Source organism: Acinetobacter sp. YWS30-1, assembly GCF_033558715.1.
Lineage (GTDB): Bacteria > Pseudomonadota > Gammaproteobacteria > Pseudomonadales > Moraxellaceae > Acinetobacter.
Genome location: NZ_CP114606.1, coordinates 620,846 through 639,541 on the forward strand (window position 1 = coordinate 620,846; position 18,696 = coordinate 639,541).

The window sequence follows — 18,696 nt, forward strand, 5'->3', positions numbered from 1 at the left end:
GATTTTTCAAAACTATAAATAATTAAAATACGCTAATTTTTTAGTTTTAAAAATTATTGGAAATGAAACTAAATTACTATTGCCGCCTTTCTGGATCGAGTTAAGCTGTGAGAAAACAGGTCAGGAAAGTGCAGATGGAAAGTCAGGAATTTAAAGACCATTTCTCCCAGCAGTCCCAAGATTATGCCTTGTTTCGCCCGCATTATCCGGATGTTTTGGGAAAGATATTGGCAGAGTTGGCACCGAGTACGAAAGTAGCTTTAGATGTTGGCTGTGGCTCAGGACAGTTTTCAGGGGTTTTGGCACATTATTTTGATCAGGTGATTGCCATTGATGCGAGTAGTGAACAAATCGCACAGGCCCAACCTCATCCGAAAATTCAATATCATCAGGCCTTAGCCGAAGAAATCCCATGTGTTGACCAGAGTGTGGATCTGATTTCAGTTGCACAGGCTGCACATTGGCTGGATCTGGACAAGTTCTATGCGGAGGTTCGCCGTATTGCAAAACCCAATGCCATTCTGGCTCTTATTAGTTATGGGGTATTCAGCATCGATGAAGAACATCTGAATCATTATTTCAGACATTTTTATGAAGTGACCATTGCGCCCTATTGGGCACCTGAACGTCGCCATGTCGATGAAGGATACAAAAATCTGCCATTTCCATTTCAGGAAATTTCTGTGCAGCCGCCGGTATTACAAGTCGAGTGGAACTTTTACCAACTGATAGGCTATATGAGTACCTGGTCAGCCGTAAAAGCAGCCACCCAGGCACTCGGACATAATCCGCTGAATGTACTGGCAGATGCCTTATTGCCAGAATGGGAAGATCCAGAATTGCCCCGGGTGGTGAGTTGGCCGCTATCGCTACGAGTGGGAAGGATAAATCCAGATAAAGGAATGGATAATTAAATAAAAAGCCCAGTCTTAGCTGGGCTTTTATAATACCGATCGAAGATCAATCAGCTTATTTATTTAACAGCATTTCTAGCACAAATTTGGAACCGATAAAGCCGAGCGCCAGCAGGCCAAACCCAAGCAGGGTAAAGCGCACTGCTTTCTGACCACGCCAGCCAAATTTCCAGTGGCCGATCAGTAATGCACCATAAACCAGCCAGGACACAATACTAAAGGCAGTCTTATGGGCCAGATGCTGGGCAAAGAAATTATCGATGGTAAAGAAGCCGAAACCCAATGCCAGTGTCAGTAAAATGAAACCGGTCATCAGCATATCGAACAATAAAGATTCCATATCCTGATAGGAGGGCAACAGATTCACCCAAACCCGACGTTTCTGTTTTTTCTTCAGTTCACGATCCTGAAACCGCAAAATGACGGCCTGAATCGTCGCCATCAATAACACAGCATAAGCGGATAGGGACAAGATAATATGAATATCAAGACCTAGGGAATTCTGTGCAATGACTTTCGCTGGCTGGGTAAAACTGAAACCGAGAATCAGGCCGGTCGCAGCGACGGGAATACCAATCAGGTTTAGCGCAATAATCGGCCGATAGGTACTGTAAATGATACTTAGCAGTAGCATTAGCCCTGAAGTAAAGGAAAGTAAGGCGAATACATCATAATTCATCCCCATCGGGGTATACATGTCACCTGATAAAACCAAAGCATGCAGTACCAGTCCGACTAAAGCTGTTAAGCCGACAAACCATTGATTTGGAGTACGTTTAGTCATTAAATGAATGAACAGATACCAAAAAGAGGAGGTATAAGCGATTAATGCTAAGATCGTGTAAACCAAGGGTAGGCTAAGCATGTCAAACCTTTTTAAGGGTGATGAATATTCATTTATATAAATTCAGTGCGAACTACAGTATCCTATAGCATTCTATGCATAAATTTTCTATTTTAAGAAACAATTTTTTGCTACTGGCTATTTTAAGCGGATTTTGCAATGTTTGATACCTTAACAGAACGACTCACGCAGAGTTTAAGAAATGTTACTGGCTCAGGGCAGCTAACCGAAGACAATATTAAAGATACGTTACGTGAAGTACGTATGGCACTTCTTGAAGCCGACGTTGCGTTACCTGTAACTCGTGAATTTATCGCGAAAGTTAAGGAAGAAGCATTAGGCCAGGAAGTGATGACTCAGTTATCACCAGGGCAAGCCTTCGTCAAAATCGTCTATGACGAATTGACCAAAATGATGGGCGAGGCTAATGAAAGCCTTGACCTTGCAGCAAAACCACCGGTGGTGGTACTGCTTGCCGGTTTGCAGGGTGCGGGTAAAACCACGACTGCAGCCAAACTTGCGCGCTTCCTGCAAGAGCGTCAAAAGAAAAAAGTAGCTATGGTGTCTGCCGACGTTTATCGTCCGGCTGCGATCAAGCAGTTACAGACAGTGGCTGGTGAAGTTGGCGCGATTTTCCTTGAATCGAGTGCTACTGAAAAACCAATCAGCATCGTTAATCGTGCAATTGAACAGGCAAAAATCCAGTTTGCCGATGTGTTGATTGTCGATACCGCAGGTCGTCTGCATATCGATGACGATATGATGGAAGAGATTAAAGAGCTGCATGCAGCGATTAATCCGACTGAAACCCTATTCGTGGTTGATGCCATGACCGGTCAGGATGCGGCAAATACGGCCAAAGCATTTAACGATGCGCTTCCTTTGACGGGTGTGATCCTGACCAAAACCGATGGTGATGCGCGTGGTGGTGCAGCACTGTCTGTTCGTGCGATTACTGGCAAGCCAATCAAGTTCCTCGGTATGGGCGAAAAACTGGATGCGCTTGAGCCATTCCATCCGGAACGTGTGGCACAGCGTATTCTGGGCATGGGTGACGTGCTTTCTTTGGTCGAAGAAGTTGAACGCAAAATCGACAAAGAAAAAGCCGAGAAAATGGCGAAGAAATTGCAGAAAGGTGGTAGCTTCAACTTTGAAGATATGCTGATGCAATTCGAGCAGATGAACAAGATGGGCGGCATGATGGGCTTCCTGGACAAACTTCCAGGCATGAGCAATTCTGGTATTCAAGATGCGATTGCGCAGGCGAATCCTGAAAAGCAAGTGAAGAAAATGGAAGCGATTATCCAGTCGATGACCATTAAGGAACGTCGTAACCCTGACCTGATGAATCCAAGCCGTAAAAAGCGTATTGCGGCAGGTTGCGGTATGGAAGTGTCAGAAGTCAACAAGCTGATCAAACAGCATGCGCAAATGGCGAAGATGATGAAGAAATTTGCTAATCCGTCGGGTATGGCAAAAATGATGAAATCACTGAGCGGTCTGCAAAAACAGTTTGGTGGTGGCGGTGGCATGGGTCCACTGTTCGGCGGGAACGACAAAAAATAAATGTTTTAAGTAAGAAAGGCGCGTATAGCGCCTTTTTTATTGTCTGTATTTTCTTTTATATCCAGTTTAAACAAAACAACATTTGCTTACCCAAATTTCTAGAAAAATCAGGCAGACTCGAAAACATTCGAAATAAAATAATATAGAAGGATGTATCTAATGACTCAAGTGATTGTGGTGCATGGCTATACCGCAAGTCCTGAAGAAAACTGGTTTCCATGGATTCAGGAAAAAGCCCAGCAGGAACATGTCAGCTTGAAAGTACTCAGACTTGACCCGTCAACTACGCCAAAATTAGAGGTCTGGGAACAGCAAATGCGTGAACAGATTGACGGGATTGACGAAAACAGTATTTTTATTGCACATAGCTTGGGATGTCTGGCTGCATTACATTATTTAAGTCGCGAATTAAAAAATCAGAGAATTAAACAACTGGTATTAGTGGCCGGTTTCAATGGCAGACTGGGACGTCTGGAAGAAGTTAATCCGTTCATTGACGTGGCTGAAGTGGATTTTGATTTACTAAAACGCCAGATTGATGAACGTGTAGTGATTTATTCGGAAGGTGATGATCGGGTTCAGCCTGACTTTAGTTTGGAACAGGCGGAAAGTCTGGATGCAATCGTAGTCTGTGCCGAACATCAAGGGCATTTCATTAATTCTCAAGGCTGTATTGAACTGCCAGAAGTCTGGCGAGTGATTCAGCCTTATCTGATCCAATCTTCCACTGAATAGGGAGGATGATGAACAGATTGGTTCAATGATGACAGGATGAAGTTGAATAAGGAATATTGAATTTCATCCGCTAATAAATAATTAAAAACTTAACTTTTGTCGGAGCATTTTGCTCTCAATATAATAAGTACAATGCTATGAAAAATATAACGAAGAAAGTCTATATCGTGCCTGACTATCAGGCGACCTCAAATGACCACTGGTATCCGTGGTTGAGCCGGCAGATCAAAGACGCGGGATTCGAGGCCAAACGGATCATGCTGGCTAATCCCTTTCAACCTGATCTGGAAGAATGGCAGCACAACCTGAAACTGCAGATTCCGCACCTAGATGAGCATAGTTTTATTGTTGCGCATGGCCTGGGTGGCTTGAGTGCTCTAAAGTTTCTTGAAGAACACTATAGCCGTACACAATTGAAAATTGGCGGGCTCATATTAGTCGCAGCTTTTGATACACCCCTGGTGGCCTGGTCGGAACTGAATAAAATGGTGCAGGCAGTAAAGCTAGATCTGAACAATCTATCACATGGTGCCAAACGCTTTGTAATGCTGCTTTCCAGCAATGATCCTTATGTACCTGCACCGATTTCACTGCGTTTGGGCCATAGCCTGAATGCACAGATTTTTGAAATCAAAAATGCAGGGCATTTTAACAAGCTGGATGGCTATGCCGATTTTTCAAAGTTGCTCGAGCTGCTCAAACTGTGTCTGGCAAATGATCTGCAAAATGCTGCAGGCCTTTAAGTAATAAGTCTGGTTCAATAATAGGCTGAAACCGTTCGAGATGCTGGGCAAACAGCGCAGCATCTCCACCAGTCAGGATCAACTGTGCCGGAAAATCTTGCAGTACTTTTTCAATGGTGCTGAGCAGACCGAATAAAATGCCATGATGCACGGCATCAATGGTATTGCGCCCAGGACTGAGTTCCTCGAAAGCTGCATCCGGGATTTTAATGCCTTTGGTATTCTGGATCAGGGAATCGCGTTGTAAATACAGATTCGGCAGGATATAACCGCCGAGATGTTTCTGACCTTGGGCTAGATCAATGGTCAGGGCAGTCCCGCAGCTAATTACACAATAATTTTTCTCAGCTGACTTGGCAACGGCCAGCACCTGCAACCAGCGGTCAATCCCAAGCTGGGAAGGATCATCATAGCCACAGATCAAACCGGCATAGCGTGCCTGTACCGTGGCAAAAACTACAGGAATGTTCAGGCAGGTCAAAATCGATTGAATTCGGACATTATTTGCTTTGTCTAGTACTGAAGAAATTCCGACCTGATGCAAGCCCAAACTCTTAAAATGCTGAATCAGACCGAGAAGTAAGTCGGCAGGGGATTGCAAATGCATTTCCGCAGCATGTTCAATGATCTGGTTCTGCTCCGTAATCCAGTACTTGAGTCGTGTATTGCCGATATCCAGCCATAGTTTTTTCATTGAATGATGCCTGTTCAGCCACCGTTTTTAAGACGGAGTTGCCCCTGATAAAATGTCTGCGTACCTGCATCCGTTTCGATAATGACCGCACCATCGTCTTGAATGCCGAGGAAAGTTCCGGAATATTGGCCTTGAATATCGGTAAATTCAACTGTTTGCTGGAAAAATGCAGCATATTGGTTAAACCGTGCTGGCAGATTCTGACTACCATAATTAAACCATTCACCCGCTTGTTGAATAGCCAGATACAACTCGGCAATCAGATCTACACGTGAAGCATGCGGTAGTCCCAATTCAGTCAGAGAAGTCACCTGCTGGTCTGGAATGCTTTCCGTGAGTGGACTGACATTGATCCCGACACCAACTACCACCTGTTGGGTCGAAATCGGTTCAATCAGAATGCCGCCCCATTTCCCCTGCAGGCTGTACAGGTCATTGGGCCATTTCACTTGCAAGTCCAGTCCTTTTAGACTTGGCATTTGCAGGATATTTAACGCAATTTCCAGCGCCAGACGACCATCGATTGCTTTTTGTGTATGCAGCAATGTGCTTAAATAGATGTTCCCCTCAGGAGAAATCCACTGACGTTGACGCTGTCCACGTCCTTGGGTTTGCACGCGGCTACACACCAGTACCTGTTGTACCCCTTTGGTTGCCAGTTCCCGGACATCGTCATTGGTCGATGTGGTAATGGGCTTGATCAGCAACACTTCAGGAAGCTGGCCTGCTTGACTTAAACGTTGCTGCAGTTCGCGAGTTTCTACATCCATTTGAATCTAAACGTGGTAAATGTCGTTATGGAGTTAATCATATATTTATTGATTGGTGCAATTGCAGGATTTGCCGCAGGCCTGTTTGGCGTTGGTGGTGGCCTGATTATCGTGCCAATTCTGTACATTGTTTTTACCCAGCTCCAGTACGATCCAAGCGTGATTATGCATATGGCAGTCGGAACTTCTCTGGCCACAATTATTGTGACCTCAATCAGTTCGGTGATGGCACATCACCAAAGAGGAGCAGTGTTATGGGATGTAGTGCGTAATCTGGCACCTGGCCTGGTCATTGGCTCATTCTTGGGAGCTGGTATTGCAGATTATTTATCGGGCCAAGGTCTGCAATTGCTGATTGGCTTCTTTGCAGTCTGGATTGCATTCAGAATGTTTAGAGGCGTGCATTATCAGGTTGATCCGAATCAGAAATTGCCTTCAGCCGCATTACAGTTGGCAGCGGGTGGTGGCATTGGCGTGGCATCGGCCATATTCGGGATTGGTGGCGGCAGTTTGACTGTGCCTTTCCTGAATCGTTGTGGTGTCGTCATCCAGAAAGCAGTAGCCACTTCTGCTGCCTGCGGTTTGCCGATCGCAGTGGCTGGTGCCTTAGGTTTTATCTGGTTTGGTCAGAAAGCTGAAGTCGAAGTACCAAATACGATTGGTTATATTCATATTTATGCGTTTATTGGTATTAGTGTGATGAGTTTTATCACTGCAAAATTTGGTGCAAAAGTGGCGCATTTATTATCACCAGTTCTATTAAAAAAATGTTTTGCGGCCTTATTGACTACAGTTGGTCTGTATTTTATCTATCAAGGCTTTACTGCCTGAACTACTCATTTTTTATCAGCTAAATTTTTTGAGGAGAATGGGTCACTATTCTCCTTTTTCTTTGACTGGGTTGGCTGTATAGACACAAGATTGTCTGACAATGTCAAAGTATTTTCTGCAAAAAAGCCGTTTAATAACTGAAAAGTCATCCAGAATGACTGCACTTGCATCAATAAAAATAAGACAGGAACAGTATGCAACAACAAGAAGCACACAGTTTGTCTGAACAGATTGCCAAGCATATCAGTGAACAGATTATCCGGGGTGAACTGGTTGAAGGCGAACGCATCCAGGAACTCAGAATTGCATCGGAACTTGACGTCAGTCGGGGATCAGTCCGTGAAGCCTTGCTCTTGCTTGAACGTACCCAGCTGATTGAAATCTTCCCGCGTCGTGGCGCCATTGTTTCGGAAATGTCGGCCATGCAGGTTCGTGCCCTGTTTGACCTGACCTCTTTATTGCTGGGGCAGATGGTACATCGCATGGCAGAGACCTGGCGCAGTCATGAGGCAGAGCGCATTCAGCTACTATTAGAACAATTGGAAGCCGAAACCCGCCAAGGCCATACCGAAAAGTTTTATGATTTGATCTTTCAGGGAATGGCCCAGCAACAGGAGATGGTCGGTAATCTTTACCTGATGCGCTACTATCAGGAACTATTACCATCTTTACGCCGTAGCTATTTTCTGACCCTGAATATTTCAAGACGTGAGCTACAGGAATCTTTTGAATTATTTAAACTGGTGACGGAAGCGATTTTAATTCGTAAATCCCATCAGGCGACGTTATTTATGGAAGATTTTTGTCGACACTTGCGCAACCTTGTGTTGGAATCTCTGACACGGATGAAACAAATTGAACTCGCGTGGGCCAGACGCTCACGACGTTAAATCAGGACACTATGCGTTTAAGCAGTTTAAAACTTTCAGGCTTCAAATCTTTTGCTGACAGTACCACCTTACACTTCAAGGATAACCGGACTGCAGTGGTGGGACCCAATGGTTGTGGTAAATCAAATGTGATTGATGCCATACGCTGGGTGATGGGTGAGTCCAGTGCGCGCCAACTACGTGGTGGCAGCATGCAGGATGTGATTTTTACCGGAACAGCCAAGCGCAAACCGGTGGGCATCGCCAGTGTAGAACTGCGTTTTGATAATACTTATGGCAAGCTGGGCGGTGCGTATAATGCCTATAATGAGCTGGCAGTGCGTCGTCAGGTCAACCGTGATGGCAAGTCTGAATATTTCCTGAATGGCACTAAATGCCGACGTCGTGATATTACCGATATTTTCTTGGGAACCGGTCTGGGGCCGCGTTCTTATGCAATTATTGAACAGGGCATGATTAACCGTCTGGTAGATGCCAAGCCGGAAGAAATGCGGGTTTTTATTGAAGAAGCTGCCGGGGTTTCCCGTTATCAGGCACGTCGCCGCGAGACCATGCTGCATCTGGATCACACGACGCAGAACCTGTCGCGTCTGGAAGATATTGCCTCTGAACTCAAGTCTCAGCTTAAAACCTTGAAACGCCAGTCAGAAACTGCCATTCAATATAAGGAACTGGAAGGCCAGATCCGTACCATCAAGATTGAAATCCTGTCGTTCCAGTGTGAGCAGAGCCAGCGTCTGCAAGAAGAATATACTGTGCAGATGAATACGCTGGGCGAGAATTTTAAGCTGGTACGTTCTGAATTGACTACTGTTGAGCATGATCTGGGAGCGACCAGTGAACTGTTCCAGCGCTTGATTCAACAGTCCACACCGCTACAAACTGAATGGCAACAGGCTGAGAAAAAGCTCAGCGAACTGGAAATGACCCTGCAGCAAAAGCAGTCCTTATTGCAGCAGAACTCAAGCAGTCTGGTGAAGCTGGAAGAACAAAAAGCACAAACCAAAGAACGTTTACAGCTGATTGAATTGCAACTGGACACCCTGCATCAACAACTCGAAGATCAGACTGCACAATTGCAGAAGCAGGAAGGTCAAAGTCAGGAACAAAACCAGGGTCTGACTGATCTGAAATCCCAGCAAGGCACAATTGCTGCCCAGTTTGCTCAAATTAAAACCCAGGTTGAGCAACAGCAACAACGTAAACAGCAAATGCTGGCGCAAAGTGAACAGCTGGCTAAAAATATTGTCCGGATTGAACAGCAAAAAGAAACCTTGCAACAGCAGGCAGCACAAATTCAGCAGCAGGCGCAGCAAGATGAGCTGGAACAGTATCAGACTGATAGAGCTGAAACTGAACAGCAAATCACTGGCTTTGAGGCTCAGCTCAAAACACTGAAAACTGAGCTTGAGCAGCTACAGGCAGAACAGGCAAGCCAGCAGCAATTGCTCATGCAGCTGAAATCAGAAATTCAGGTGCTGCAATCAGAACGCAAAAACCTGAGCCAGTTACTGACCAAAGCCAATCCAAACGCCAAAGCGGATGCGGTGCAGTTAATGCAAGTGCTGAAGCTGAATCCACAGGCCAAAGCTTATGCCAGTTTGATTGAAAAGTTCCTGGCGAAATGGCTTTCTGCACAAGTATTAGAAGAAACTGAGCATTTTCTGGAAAATAGTGCACGCCAGCTCAAAGCTCAGACGACACAGGATAATATTCAGCTTGATGGACTCCCTTGTTTAGCAGACTGGATTGAAGCACCTCAATATTCGCTCTGGCAACAGGTGGCCGTAGCTGAGAACTTTAAACAGGCGCTTGGTTTACAAACGCAGTTGCATACAGGCCAGTCGATCTTAAGTCTGGATGGCTATCATGTCGGTCCCGACTGGATGATTGCACTGGATTATGATGAAGCCAGTCAGGCGGGACAAGGGGCACTGAGTCATCGTATCCGTCTGGATGAAATCGAGCAGCAACTGGCTCAGCTTGAACCGAAATTCGCAGATCTAGAGCAACAGCTTCCTGAACTCACTGCTCAAGTAAAAGCTTTGCAAAGCCAGATTCAAAGCATCAATGAGCAGCAGAAGCAGGCACAAAAGCAGTTACAACAGCTTGATCTGAACATTGCCAAAGTTCAGAGTGCGACGCAGGCCTTTGCGGTACAGAAACAGCAATTGCAGAACCAGTTACAGCAACTGGATGAGCAGCTGGAAGAAGATGCGATGCAGAAAGATGATCTGGAAATTGATCTGCATGCACTGAATCTGAAACTGGAACAGGCACTGCCCAACTACAAGACCTTGCAATTTCAGTTGGAAGAACTCAATGCTCAACTTGAAGACTCACAGCTAGTCACTCAGCAGGCGCAGCAGGAATTAGAAGTACTGCGCCGTCAAACAGTACAAAGCCAGCAGCAGGCTGAACTGCTAGAAAAAGACCAGCTGTTTTTAAAAGAACAATATCAGCAGATTATTGCGCAAATAGAACAGGCCAAAAAGTTTGTCGATCCGGTACAGCTGGAATTACCTGCTTTACAGAGCCAGTTCAATGAACAGGCACTGATCACGGAAAAACTGCAAAAAACCTGGGCAGACTGGCAGATCGAGCTGAATCAGATCCAGAGCAAGCAGCAGCACCTGAATGAGCAGCGCCATACTTTCCAGCAGCAAGATGAACAATTGCGTACTGAACTTGAAGCCAAACGTCTGGCCTGGCAGGCAGCAAAATCCGATTTACAGCATTATTCAGAGCAGCTGAAAGAGTTGAATAGTGAAGTAATTTCAGGGCTAAATATTGATGTAAAAGTACATCAGGCTAAACTGGAAAAAGCACAGGCTCAATTCGATAAACTGGGTGCGGTGAATCTGGCAGCTTCTGAAGAGTATGAAGAAGTTTCGAAACGCTATGGCGAACTCAGCCATCAGATTCAGGACCTGGAAAATACCGTTGAACAGCTGCAGGCAGCAATGAAAAGTATTGATCAGGAAACCCGTAAGCTGTTTATGAATACTTTCGATCAGGTCAATGCCGAGCTGCAAAACCTGTTCCCGAAAGTATTTGAGGGTGGTGAGGCGAGTTTAAGTCTTGAAGATGGATGGCAATCGGGTGTAAAACTGATGGCACGCCCACCAGGCAAGCGCAATAGCTCACTGGCACTGCTTTCTGGTGGTGAAAAGGCTTTAACTGCATTAGCACTGGTCTTTGCAATTTTCCGCTTAAATCCGGCACCATTCTGTGTATTGGACGAAGTGGATGCACCGCTGGACGATGCCAATGTGGGACGTTTTTGTAATTTAGTCAAAGAGCTTTCTGAACAAGTGCAATTTATTTATATTACCCATAACAAACTTGCAATGATGATGGCGACTGATCTTTTAGGTGTAACCATGCCTGAACCGGGAACCTCAAAATTAGTGACAGTAAATTTGGAACAGGCAAAAGAATACGGCTTAGCTGCGGAGGTATAACATGGAAATCACCACAATTATCGGGATTGTTATTGCAATTGTGATTATGCTATTCGGCATAAGACTGATCTTGAAAAAACCTGCGGAGGCTGTACCGTCACTGGATGCGGATCTTCATATTGATCCTGACAGCCAGACTCCGGTTATTCCGAGGCATGTACGTTCTCAACTGTCTAAAACCGAAAGTCCGGCAGCTGCACGTGTTGAACCGAGTCTGAATGAAGAAGTGGTAGACAACATTGCACCTGAGACAGAACAAAAAGAAGCAGTCAAAGTAGAGCCAACTTTGACTGAAACCGCCCAGCCAGAAACCAAAGCAGCAAGTCCGCTCGATACACAGGTGGTTGCAGAGGAAGCAGCCAAAACAGAAGAAAACACTACGTCAGCTGAACAAGAAAACAAGCCTGAAACAGTAGAAGTAGCAGAAGAAGAAAAAGAGCCTAAAGCCGCTGAATTTAGCCTGAATAGTAATATTGAAAAAGCTGAAATTTCTGACTTTAATGATGAAAGCAGTATTCTGGATGCACATCTCCATGAGCAAAAAATTGTGGATGAAGAATGTTCGCTAGCCAATGCTGAAACGATTATGTCATTGCATGTTTATCCACAAGGCCGTGCACTGTCAGGTGAAAAAACCTTAAAAGTTTTACTGAAATATGGCCTGCGTTATGGTGAGTTGGCATGTTTCCATCGCTATAGTGAAGATGGCTCAAAATTGCTATTTTCGGTGTTGCGTATGGCGGATACCGGTATGGAAGGTTTTGACCTAGAAACCCTGTCGACTGAAGAAGTCAAAGGTCTGGCATTCTTCTTGGCTTTACCGCATAGCGATGTACAGAATGCTTTCGATACCATGGACAGCATTTCTCGTCTGATTGCGCGTGAAGTGGATGGTCTGGTTTATGATCAGAACCAGCAGGAAATGACCCCGCAATTACGTGAATTCTGGCGTCATCAGGCGATTGATTATCGTGCTGGGCAGACTGCAGAAGTTTAAGCTTCTTGAAACTAGATATTAAGATTTTTTAATAGCCAAAACTGAAGAATATACAGGGCGGGCTTTTCCGCCCTTTTTTATGGTGAAATTATGACCCAAGATGCCACTGTCATTGCGCAAATGCGTCAATTGATTCAACTGATTGCCAAACATAATCATGCTTATTATGTGATGGATCAACCTACGATTGAAGACAGTGAATATGATCAGCTCTTTCACCAGCTCAAAGCTTTAGAAGAACAATATCCACATTTACAGCAGCCGGACACACCGACAGTCAAAGTAGGTGGACAAGCCCTTTCTAAATTCGTGACCGTAACGCATGCGGTGCCAATGCTGTCTTTAGGTAACGTATTTAACAAAGAAGAACTATTTGCTTTTGCGCGTCGTATTGAAGAGCGTTTACCCAATCAAAAGATCGAATACGATGTTGAACTGAAATTTGACGGTCTGGCGATTTCACTCTGGTATGAACATGGCGTACTGGTTCGTGGTGTCACCCGGGGTGATGGGGAAACTGGCGAAGATATTACCCAGAATGTCAAAACTATCCGTAACCTGCCAAAAATTTTATGCGAAGGGAATTGTAAACCTCCAGAACTACTAGAAGTACGTGGTGAAGTTTTAATGCCGAAAGCAGGTTTTAAAAAATTAAATAAACATTTAAAAAAGCATGGTGAAAAAGAATTTGCAAATCCACGTAATGCTGCTGCAGGTAGTTTAAGACAATTAGATTGTCAAATAACAAAAACACGTCCCTTAGCTTTTTATGCTTATGGAATTGCTCAGTGTCAACCTGGAAATAATATAGAAACGATTGCAGAAAATTTAGATTGGTTAGAGCAATTTGGATTTGAAAATTATAACCATTGGGTAGTAAACAGTATTGAGGAAGTACAAGCTAAATATGAACAACTAATTATCGAGAGACCTAATTTAAGTGTTGAAATTGATGGAATGGTTGTAAAAGTAAATAGCTTAGAGCAACAAAAAAAATTAGGATTTATTAGTAGAGCACCACGCTGGGCGACAGCTTATAAATTCCCTGCAGTGGCTGCATTGACCACCGTCGAAAATATTGACTGGCAAGTGGGCCGTACCGGGACTCTAACGCCTGTGGCACGATTGAATCCGGTTGCTGTGGGCGGCGTGACGGTTTCCAATGTGACCCTGCATAATATTGGTGAAATTCACCGTCTGGATGTAAGAATCGGGGATACCGTCAGCGTTTATCGTAGTGGTGACGTGATTCCTAAGGTTGAAAAAGTCTGGCCAGAATTCCGTCCTGCCGATGCAGTCGAAGTCCATTTGCCAGAAAATTGCCCGGTCTGTGATTCTCCAGTCGTGATGCCGGAAGGCGAAGCTTTGGCTCGTTGTTCTGGTGAGCTGTATTGTGCGGCACAACGCATTGAAACCATCCGCCACTTTGTTTCACGTAAGGCCATGGATATCGAAGGTCTGGGCGATCGCTGGGTGGAGTCACTGTTACATCTCAATCTTTTAAAAGATGTCTCGGATATTTATCACTTGCATGAGCATCGTGAGCAATTACTGCAAATCGAAAAAATGGGTGAAAAGTCCGTTCAAAATCTCATTGATTCGATTGAGAACAGCAAGAAAACTACATTGGCAGCGTTTATTTATGCGCTCGGGATTCGTGGCGTAGGTGAAACGACAGCACGTATGCTGGCCAATACTTTCCAGACTCTCGACGCTTTACGTAGTGCTGATGTAGACGCTTTAAAGAAAACACCGGATGTGGGTGATATTACCGCAGAATGGATTGTTGATTTCTTCCAGGCACCGCATAACTTGGAAGTATTGGATCGCTTGTTGGCTGCCGGTATTCATTGGGATGCGCCAATTGCACCAACGCGTCAACCACTGAATGGTGAAAGCTGGGTAGTGACTGGAACTTTAAGCTCTATGGGACGTGATGAAGCGACGCAATTACTGCAAGCCTTAGGTGCACGGGTCAGTGGCAGTGTCTCTAGCAAGACCAAATGCGTGGTGGCGGGTGAAAAAGCCGGTTCTAAGCTCGATAAAGCAGAAAAACTCGGTGTGCCCGTGATCAATGAAGCGCAATTTATTGCTTTGATGAAGGAGCATGGGCAAATCGAAGAATAATTAGCTCTAAACAATGACTCAAATAAAAAAGACACCCAGGATGATGAATCTTAAGGTGTCTTTTTTATTGCTAGTTCAAAACTATAGGTGAATGAGAGGGGAGGATAGACAAATACAAGGACGGGTTCGGTAATGTAAGTTGAATTCACGTACAATAGATTCATTTGCAGGTATAGATCCTGCCTGATTGATTCTGTTCTCCCTTTGATGATTGGCATACACATGGCGCAAGCAAAGAAATCTTTTCCGCAACAAAAATCGCAATTACATGCACGAAATCTGCATCGCAGTCGTTATGATTTTCCTCAGCTGATCAAGACTTGTCCGGAACTTGCGCCTTTTGTCAGCCCGAATCAATATAACGATCTTTCAGTCAATTTTTCTGATCCACTGGCTGTGAAAATGCTCAATAAAGCATTGCTCAAGCATTTTTACGGCATTCAATATTGGGATATTCCTCAAGATTATCTTTGCCCACCGATTCCGGGTAGAGCCGACTATATTCACTATTTGGCTGACCTGTTAAGTCTCAATAATAACGGTCAGATTCCAACAGGACACGCCGTTCACGTATTAGATATTGGGGTAGGGGCGAACTGTATTTATCCGATCATTGGGCATCGTAGTTATGGTTGGAAATTTGTCGGCTCAGACATTCATTCGGCATCGGTTAAAAGCGCTCAATTTATCGTGGAGGCAAATCCGAATCTCAGGAAGGGGATTCAGATTCGATTGCAGAAGACACCCAGCAATATCTTCAAAGGTGTGATTAAACCTTCAGATCGTTTTGATTTGACCCTGTGTAACCCACCATTTCATGCTTCGCAAGATGAGGCAAATGCCACAGCAACGCAAAAATTACGCAAACTTGGCAAACCGGTTGATCGCTCTAAGGTGGTGTTAAACTTTGGCGGACAAAAGAACGAGCTGTGGTGTGACGGTGGAGAAGAACGCTTTGTTTGCCAGATGGTACAAGAGAGCACACAGTTTGCTGAGCAATGTCTTTGGTTTAGTACACTGGTTTCTAAGAAAACCACATTGCCTATGCTGTTAAATACCTTGCGTAAGTGCGGTGCAGTGGATGTAAAAACTATTAAAATGACGCAGGGGCAAAAAGAGAGTCGTTTTGTGGCTTGGACTTTTCTAGATACAAAGCAACAGCAAGCGTGGAAAAATGCGCGTTGGACTTCTGCTTAGCTTGTTTTTATGCAGGAATAGTGAGCTTGTGGGCGCATAAGTCGGTGTAGTAGCTCAAATTTAATCTGACAGACACCATAAAAAATCGGTCACTGTCAGATCAGGTTTGAGCTCGTATAATTAAGGAATATATTTCTTCACCACACCATCATCCAGCAATTGCTGGAAATGTTCGACCAAGCTTTCTTTTACTGGACGATATTCCAGACCGAGTTCATCCTTACTTTTTTGTGCATTAAAGAAAATTGGATAACCCATATTGAGTTCAACAAATTTACGGCTAAAGCCGGCCAGAGGACCAAAAATCTTGAAGGCCGTTTTTGGCAACTGGTTGCGTGGAAACGGGAATTTAGGACCAAACGCTTCACGCAGGATTTTACCCATTTCTAGCAGGCTCAAAGTCTCACTACAGATAATATAACGGCCATGCGCTTCCGGATTAAATGCAGCACGGATATGGGCTTCCGCAACATCTTGAACATCCACCACACCATTCCACATTGGTGGAACACCCAGCAAGGTCATGCCATTGGCAAACTGTTGCAGAACTTCCACACTGCCTGATTGAGTATTAGGCGTTAAGGATTCCCCAAAGACCAGTGCCGGATTGATACAGATCAGGTCCCAGCGATCCTGTGCTTCCGCCATTTCCCAAGCTTTGCGTTCTGCCATGACTTTGGAATATGGATAAGGCTGATGGGTTTCTGAACTGGTGGTATTCCAGTGAGATTCATCAAAACTGGTATGCTCGGTTTGCAAAATATCAATCGCATCGCCATACGTTGAGGCAATACTTGAGGTGACAATCACACGTTTGACAGATTCAGTTTTATTGACGCTATTCAGCACATTTTGCGTACCCAGAATTGCCGGTTCAATAATGTCTTTGAGCGCATCTTTATAATTGGTGACCACAAAAGGCGAGGCCATATGAAAGACAATTTCACAACCTTCCATGGCCGCATCAAAAGAACCGGGCTTGAGCAGGTTAGCTTCAAACAGCTTTAAGGTCCCCGGGCTGCTGTCTGCAATTTGTTCAAGGTGCGTATAACTCTGGGTTTTATTCAGGTCACGTACAGTGGCGTGTACGGTATAACCTTGTTTTAAAAGTTTCTGGATCACCCAACTGGCGATATAGCCAGATGCGCCGGTGACCAGGACAGGTGCTGTGCTATGTTGTAATGTCATATTTAAACCGTTGTTGTTTTGACTTCTTTCATCGTAGGCACAATTATGCATGAACCAGGCCAAACAGGTGAGTCCAAGATAAAAATAAGCAACAAGATAAGTGCTTATTAATATTTACAAAAATTAACGTTTGAATATTCCAGCTTGCTGGATTGAATAAAAACGGAACGAAAAATGCAAGATATTGTTTTATAAATGGGATTTGGCCGAACAGAGAGCGTAAATGCAAGTGCTTCTCATTTTAATTATATAAAAATCAGACATTTACCATAATTTTACTTTTGCAAATCAAAAATCTTTTCTCCATAATAAGATGATAAAAGCAGGGAGTAATTCAAATGCGCGGTAATCCAGAAGTCGTAGATTATTTAAATATGCTGATCGGTGGCGAACTGGCTGCTCGTGATCAATACCTGATTCACTCTCGTATGTATGAAGATTGGGGTCTGACGAAAATCTTTGAACGCATCGACCATGAAATGCAGGAAGAAGCACAGCATGCAGATGCCCTGATTCGTCGTGTCCTGTTCCTTGAAGGTACGCCAAATATGCAGCGTGACGATATTGAAGTTGGTGAAGATGTGGTGACCTGCCTGAAAGCTGACCTGAAGCTTGAGTATCATGTCCGTGAAAAGCTGGCTCAAGGGGTAAAACTTTGTGAAGAGAAGGGTGATTATGTGACCCGTGACATGCTGCGCCAGCAAATGTCAGATACGGAAGAAGACCATACTTACTGGTTAGAAAAACAGTTACGTTTAATCGAGCTGATTGGTCTGCAAAACTATATCCAGTCGCAAATGTAAGATATTGAATAATAAAAAACCCAGCACATGCTGGGTTTTTTGATTCTGTAGATTTAAGAATTGTTATTGCTGACAATCCCGATTTTTTTCACTTCCAGACGCTGAGCCGCAGCCATCACCATCGCGATATGCTTGTATTCAGTTGCACGATCAGCCTTGATTTTAATCTGATCCTGATCGGCTTTTTGCGCCACGGTCTTGAATAAGGCTTCCAGCGCTTGAGCATTGGCCACCGGCTGATCATTCCAGAAGATCTGGCCTTGAGCATCGAGACGCAAATTCACAATCTCTGGCGGTTTTTCCTCAGTCGGTGGTGGTGTACCATTCGGCAGGTTGATATTAATCAAATTATTCGGCAATGGAATAGTGATAATAAACATAATCAGCAAGACCAGCATGACATCAATCAATGGTGTCATGTTGACGTCCAGCATTACATCATCATCCTGATTTGAGCCAACATTCATTCCCATAACTGGATTCTCCCTCAATCTTAAGGTGAAGTGGGCGGGGTCGTGACAAATGCAATCTTGCCAATACCTGCTTGCTGGGTAGTACTGATGACCTGATCAATCGCTTCAAAAGCTGTTCTTTGATCACCGCGAATATGCACCTCAGGCTGAGGACGTTTCTGGGCTTCTGCCTGTAAACGGGTCAGTAAAATTGCCTTGTCCGGAATATAGGATTCATTCCAGAAAATATCGCCATTTTTATTGACTGCCAGCTGGATATTTTCCGGCTTGGTTTCATACGGGACATTACGTTCTTCAGGCAGATCGACCGGTACGGTATGAATTGCAACCGGTACTGTAATCAGAAAAATAATCAGCAGTACCAGCATCACATCAACCAGAGGCGTGGTATTAATGGTACCAATGACCTCATCATCGCTGTCGTTTGAATTGACCATCATTCCCATGGTTGACCCCCATT

Annotated in this window: 17 protein-coding genes; 11 read left to right on the plus strand and 6 right to left on the minus strand. The window is 44.5% G+C overall.

The window, feature by feature from the left end; all coding sequences use genetic code 11:
* The first annotated feature begins 134 nt into the window (after positions 1 to 134).
* Positions 135 to 914: a class I SAM-dependent methyltransferase gene (locus O4M77_RS02905; RefSeq protein WP_323713793.1), complete on the plus strand. Its 780-nt coding sequence runs from the start codon at positions 135 to 137 to the stop codon at positions 912 to 914.
* A 55-nt stretch (positions 915 to 969) separates the two neighbouring features.
* On the opposite strand, the gene O4M77_RS02910 is transcribed toward O4M77_RS02905, so the two are convergent.
* Positions 970 to 1,779 carry a cytochrome C assembly family protein gene (locus tag O4M77_RS02910; RefSeq protein ID WP_004783358.1) on the minus strand — a complete coding sequence of 270 codons (810 nt, stop codon included), beginning with the start codon at positions 1,777 to 1,779 and terminating at the stop codon, positions 970 to 972.
* Positions 1,780 to 1,917: 138 nt separating this feature from the next.
* On the opposite strand from O4M77_RS02910, the gene ffh reads away from it, so the two are divergent.
* The 3 genes from ffh to O4M77_RS02925 all read left to right on the plus strand — a co-directional run bounded on the left by ffh (position 1,918) and on the right by O4M77_RS02925 (position 4,802).
* On the plus strand, positions 1,918 to 3,324 hold the full coding sequence (gene ffh / locus O4M77_RS02915) for a signal recognition particle protein (RefSeq protein WP_004783356.1): 1,407 nt from the start codon (positions 1,918 to 1,920) through the stop codon (positions 3,322 to 3,324).
* A 159-nt stretch (positions 3,325 to 3,483) separates the two neighbouring features.
* Entirely contained in the window at positions 3,484 to 4,059 is a 576-nt protein-coding gene (locus O4M77_RS02920; protein WP_323713794.1) for an RBBP9/YdeN family alpha/beta hydrolase, read from the plus strand.
* Between the two features lie 137 nt (positions 4,060 to 4,196).
* Positions 4,197 to 4,802, plus strand: a complete 606-nt coding sequence (locus tag O4M77_RS02925) for an RBBP9/YdeN family alpha/beta hydrolase (RefSeq protein ID WP_323713795.1) — start codon at positions 4,197 to 4,199, stop codon at positions 4,800 to 4,802.
* Here the strand turns inward: O4M77_RS02925 and O4M77_RS02930 are convergent.
* Positions 4,756 to 5,496 carry a type III pantothenate kinase gene (locus tag O4M77_RS02930; protein ID WP_323713796.1) on the minus strand — a complete coding sequence of 247 codons (741 nt, stop codon included), beginning with the start codon at positions 5,494 to 5,496 and terminating at the stop codon, positions 4,756 to 4,758. The genes O4M77_RS02925 and O4M77_RS02930 overlap by 47 nt on opposite strands.
* Before the next feature lie 14 nt (positions 5,497 to 5,510).
* Positions 5,511 to 6,266, minus strand: coding sequence for a biotin--[acetyl-CoA-carboxylase] ligase (locus O4M77_RS02935; protein ID WP_284880215.1), 756 nt, complete (start codon positions 6,264 to 6,266; stop codon positions 5,511 to 5,513).
* Positions 6,267 to 6,293: 27 nt separating this feature from the next.
* On the opposite strand from O4M77_RS02935, the gene O4M77_RS02940 reads away from it, so the two are divergent.
* The 6 genes from O4M77_RS02940 to rlmF all read left to right on the plus strand — a co-directional run bounded on the left by O4M77_RS02940 (position 6,294) and on the right by rlmF (position 15,772).
* Positions 6,294 to 7,097: a sulfite exporter TauE/SafE family protein gene (locus tag O4M77_RS02940; protein WP_180138565.1), complete on the plus strand. Its 804-nt coding sequence runs from the start codon at positions 6,294 to 6,296 to the stop codon at positions 7,095 to 7,097.
* Between the two features lie 194 nt (positions 7,098 to 7,291).
* Positions 7,292 to 7,987, plus strand: a complete 696-nt coding sequence (locus tag O4M77_RS02945) for a GntR family transcriptional regulator (RefSeq protein WP_005234246.1) — start codon at positions 7,292 to 7,294, stop codon at positions 7,985 to 7,987.
* Between the two features lie 11 nt (positions 7,988 to 7,998).
* Positions 7,999 to 11,451: a chromosome segregation protein SMC gene (gene smc, locus O4M77_RS02950; RefSeq protein WP_323714082.1), complete on the plus strand. Its 3,453-nt coding sequence runs from the start codon at positions 7,999 to 8,001 to the stop codon at positions 11,449 to 11,451.
* Between the two features lies 1 nt (position 11,452).
* Positions 11,453 to 12,448, plus strand: a complete 996-nt coding sequence (locus O4M77_RS02955; RefSeq protein WP_323713797.1) for a cell division protein ZipA C-terminal FtsZ-binding domain-containing protein — start codon at positions 11,453 to 11,455, stop codon at positions 12,446 to 12,448.
* 90 nt (positions 12,449 to 12,538) lie between these two features.
* Complete coding sequence (ligA, locus tag O4M77_RS02960) at positions 12,539 to 14,575, plus strand: NAD-dependent DNA ligase LigA (protein WP_323713798.1); 2,037 nt, start codon at positions 12,539 to 12,541, stop codon at positions 14,573 to 14,575.
* Between the two features lie 222 nt (positions 14,576 to 14,797).
* Positions 14,798 to 15,772, plus strand: a complete 975-nt coding sequence (gene rlmF / locus O4M77_RS02965) for a 23S rRNA (adenine(1618)-N(6))-methyltransferase RlmF (protein ID WP_159123532.1) — start codon at positions 14,798 to 14,800, stop codon at positions 15,770 to 15,772.
* 120 nt (positions 15,773 to 15,892) lie between these two features.
* On the opposite strand, the gene O4M77_RS02970 is transcribed toward rlmF, so the two are convergent.
* Complete coding sequence (locus O4M77_RS02970; RefSeq protein WP_034170652.1) at positions 15,893 to 16,960, minus strand: SDR family oxidoreductase; 1,068 nt, start codon at positions 16,958 to 16,960, stop codon at positions 15,893 to 15,895.
* 338 nt (positions 16,961 to 17,298) lie between these two features.
* Here O4M77_RS02970 and ftn point away from each other — a divergent pair, with 338 nt between their 5' ends.
* A complete protein-coding gene (ftn, locus tag O4M77_RS02975) occupies positions 17,299 to 17,763 on the plus strand; it encodes a heteropolymeric bacterioferritin subunit Ftn (protein WP_004783337.1) in 465 nt (154 codons plus the stop codon).
* A 53-nt stretch (positions 17,764 to 17,816) separates the two neighbouring features.
* Here the strand turns inward: ftn and O4M77_RS02980 are convergent, their stop codons facing one another.
* Entirely contained in the window at positions 17,817 to 18,236 is a 420-nt protein-coding gene (locus O4M77_RS02980; protein WP_323713799.1) for a biopolymer transporter ExbD, read from the minus strand.
* 20 nt (positions 18,237 to 18,256) lie between these two features.
* A complete protein-coding gene (locus O4M77_RS02985; RefSeq protein WP_323713800.1) occupies positions 18,257 to 18,682 on the minus strand; it encodes a biopolymer transporter ExbD in 426 nt (141 codons plus the stop codon).
* Between the last annotated feature and the right edge of the window lie 14 nt (positions 18,683 to 18,696).

Coding starts and splice junctions, on each gene's coding strand:
- O4M77_RS02920 (WP_323713794.1), top strand. CDS start 3,484: ATGACTCAAGTGATTGTGGTGCATGGCTATACCGCAAGTCCTGAAGAA.
- O4M77_RS02925 (WP_323713795.1), top strand. CDS start 4,197: ATGAAAAATATAACGAAGAAAGTCTATATCGTGCCTGACTATCAGGCG.
- O4M77_RS02930 (WP_323713796.1), bottom strand. CDS start 5,496: ATGAAAAAACTATGGCTGGATATCGGCAATACACGACTCAAGTACTGG.
- O4M77_RS02955 (WP_323713797.1), top strand. CDS start 11,453: ATGGAAATCACCACAATTATCGGGATTGTTATTGCAATTGTGATTATG.
- smc (WP_323714082.1), top strand. CDS start 7,999: ATGCGTTTAAGCAGTTTAAAACTTTCAGGCTTCAAATCTTTTGCTGAC.
- ffh (WP_004783356.1), top strand. CDS start 1,918: ATGTTTGATACCTTAACAGAACGACTCACGCAGAGTTTAAGAAATGTT.
- O4M77_RS02985 (WP_323713800.1), bottom strand. CDS start 18,682: ATGGGAATGATGGTCAATTCAAACGACAGCGATGATGAGGTCATTGGT.
- O4M77_RS02910 (WP_004783358.1), bottom strand. CDS start 1,779: ATGCTTAGCCTACCCTTGGTTTACACGATCTTAGCATTAATCGCTTAT.
- rlmF (WP_159123532.1), top strand. CDS start 14,798: ATGGCGCAAGCAAAGAAATCTTTTCCGCAACAAAAATCGCAATTACAT.
- ligA (WP_323713798.1), top strand. CDS start 12,539: ATGACCCAAGATGCCACTGTCATTGCGCAAATGCGTCAATTGATTCAA.
- ftn (WP_004783337.1), top strand. CDS start 17,299: ATGCGCGGTAATCCAGAAGTCGTAGATTATTTAAATATGCTGATCGGT.
- O4M77_RS02905 (WP_323713793.1), top strand. CDS start 135: ATGGAAAGTCAGGAATTTAAAGACCATTTCTCCCAGCAGTCCCAAGAT.
- O4M77_RS02970 (WP_034170652.1), bottom strand. CDS start 16,960: ATGACATTACAACATAGCACAGCACCTGTCCTGGTCACCGGCGCATCT.
- O4M77_RS02935 (WP_284880215.1), bottom strand. CDS start 6,266: ATGGATGTAGAAACTCGCGAACTGCAGCAACGTTTAAGTCAAGCAGGC.
- O4M77_RS02940 (WP_180138565.1), top strand. CDS start 6,294: ATGGAGTTAATCATATATTTATTGATTGGTGCAATTGCAGGATTTGCC.
- O4M77_RS02945 (WP_005234246.1), top strand. CDS start 7,292: ATGCAACAACAAGAAGCACACAGTTTGTCTGAACAGATTGCCAAGCAT.
- O4M77_RS02980 (WP_323713799.1), bottom strand. CDS start 18,236: ATGGGAATGAATGTTGGCTCAAATCAGGATGATGATGTAATGCTGGAC.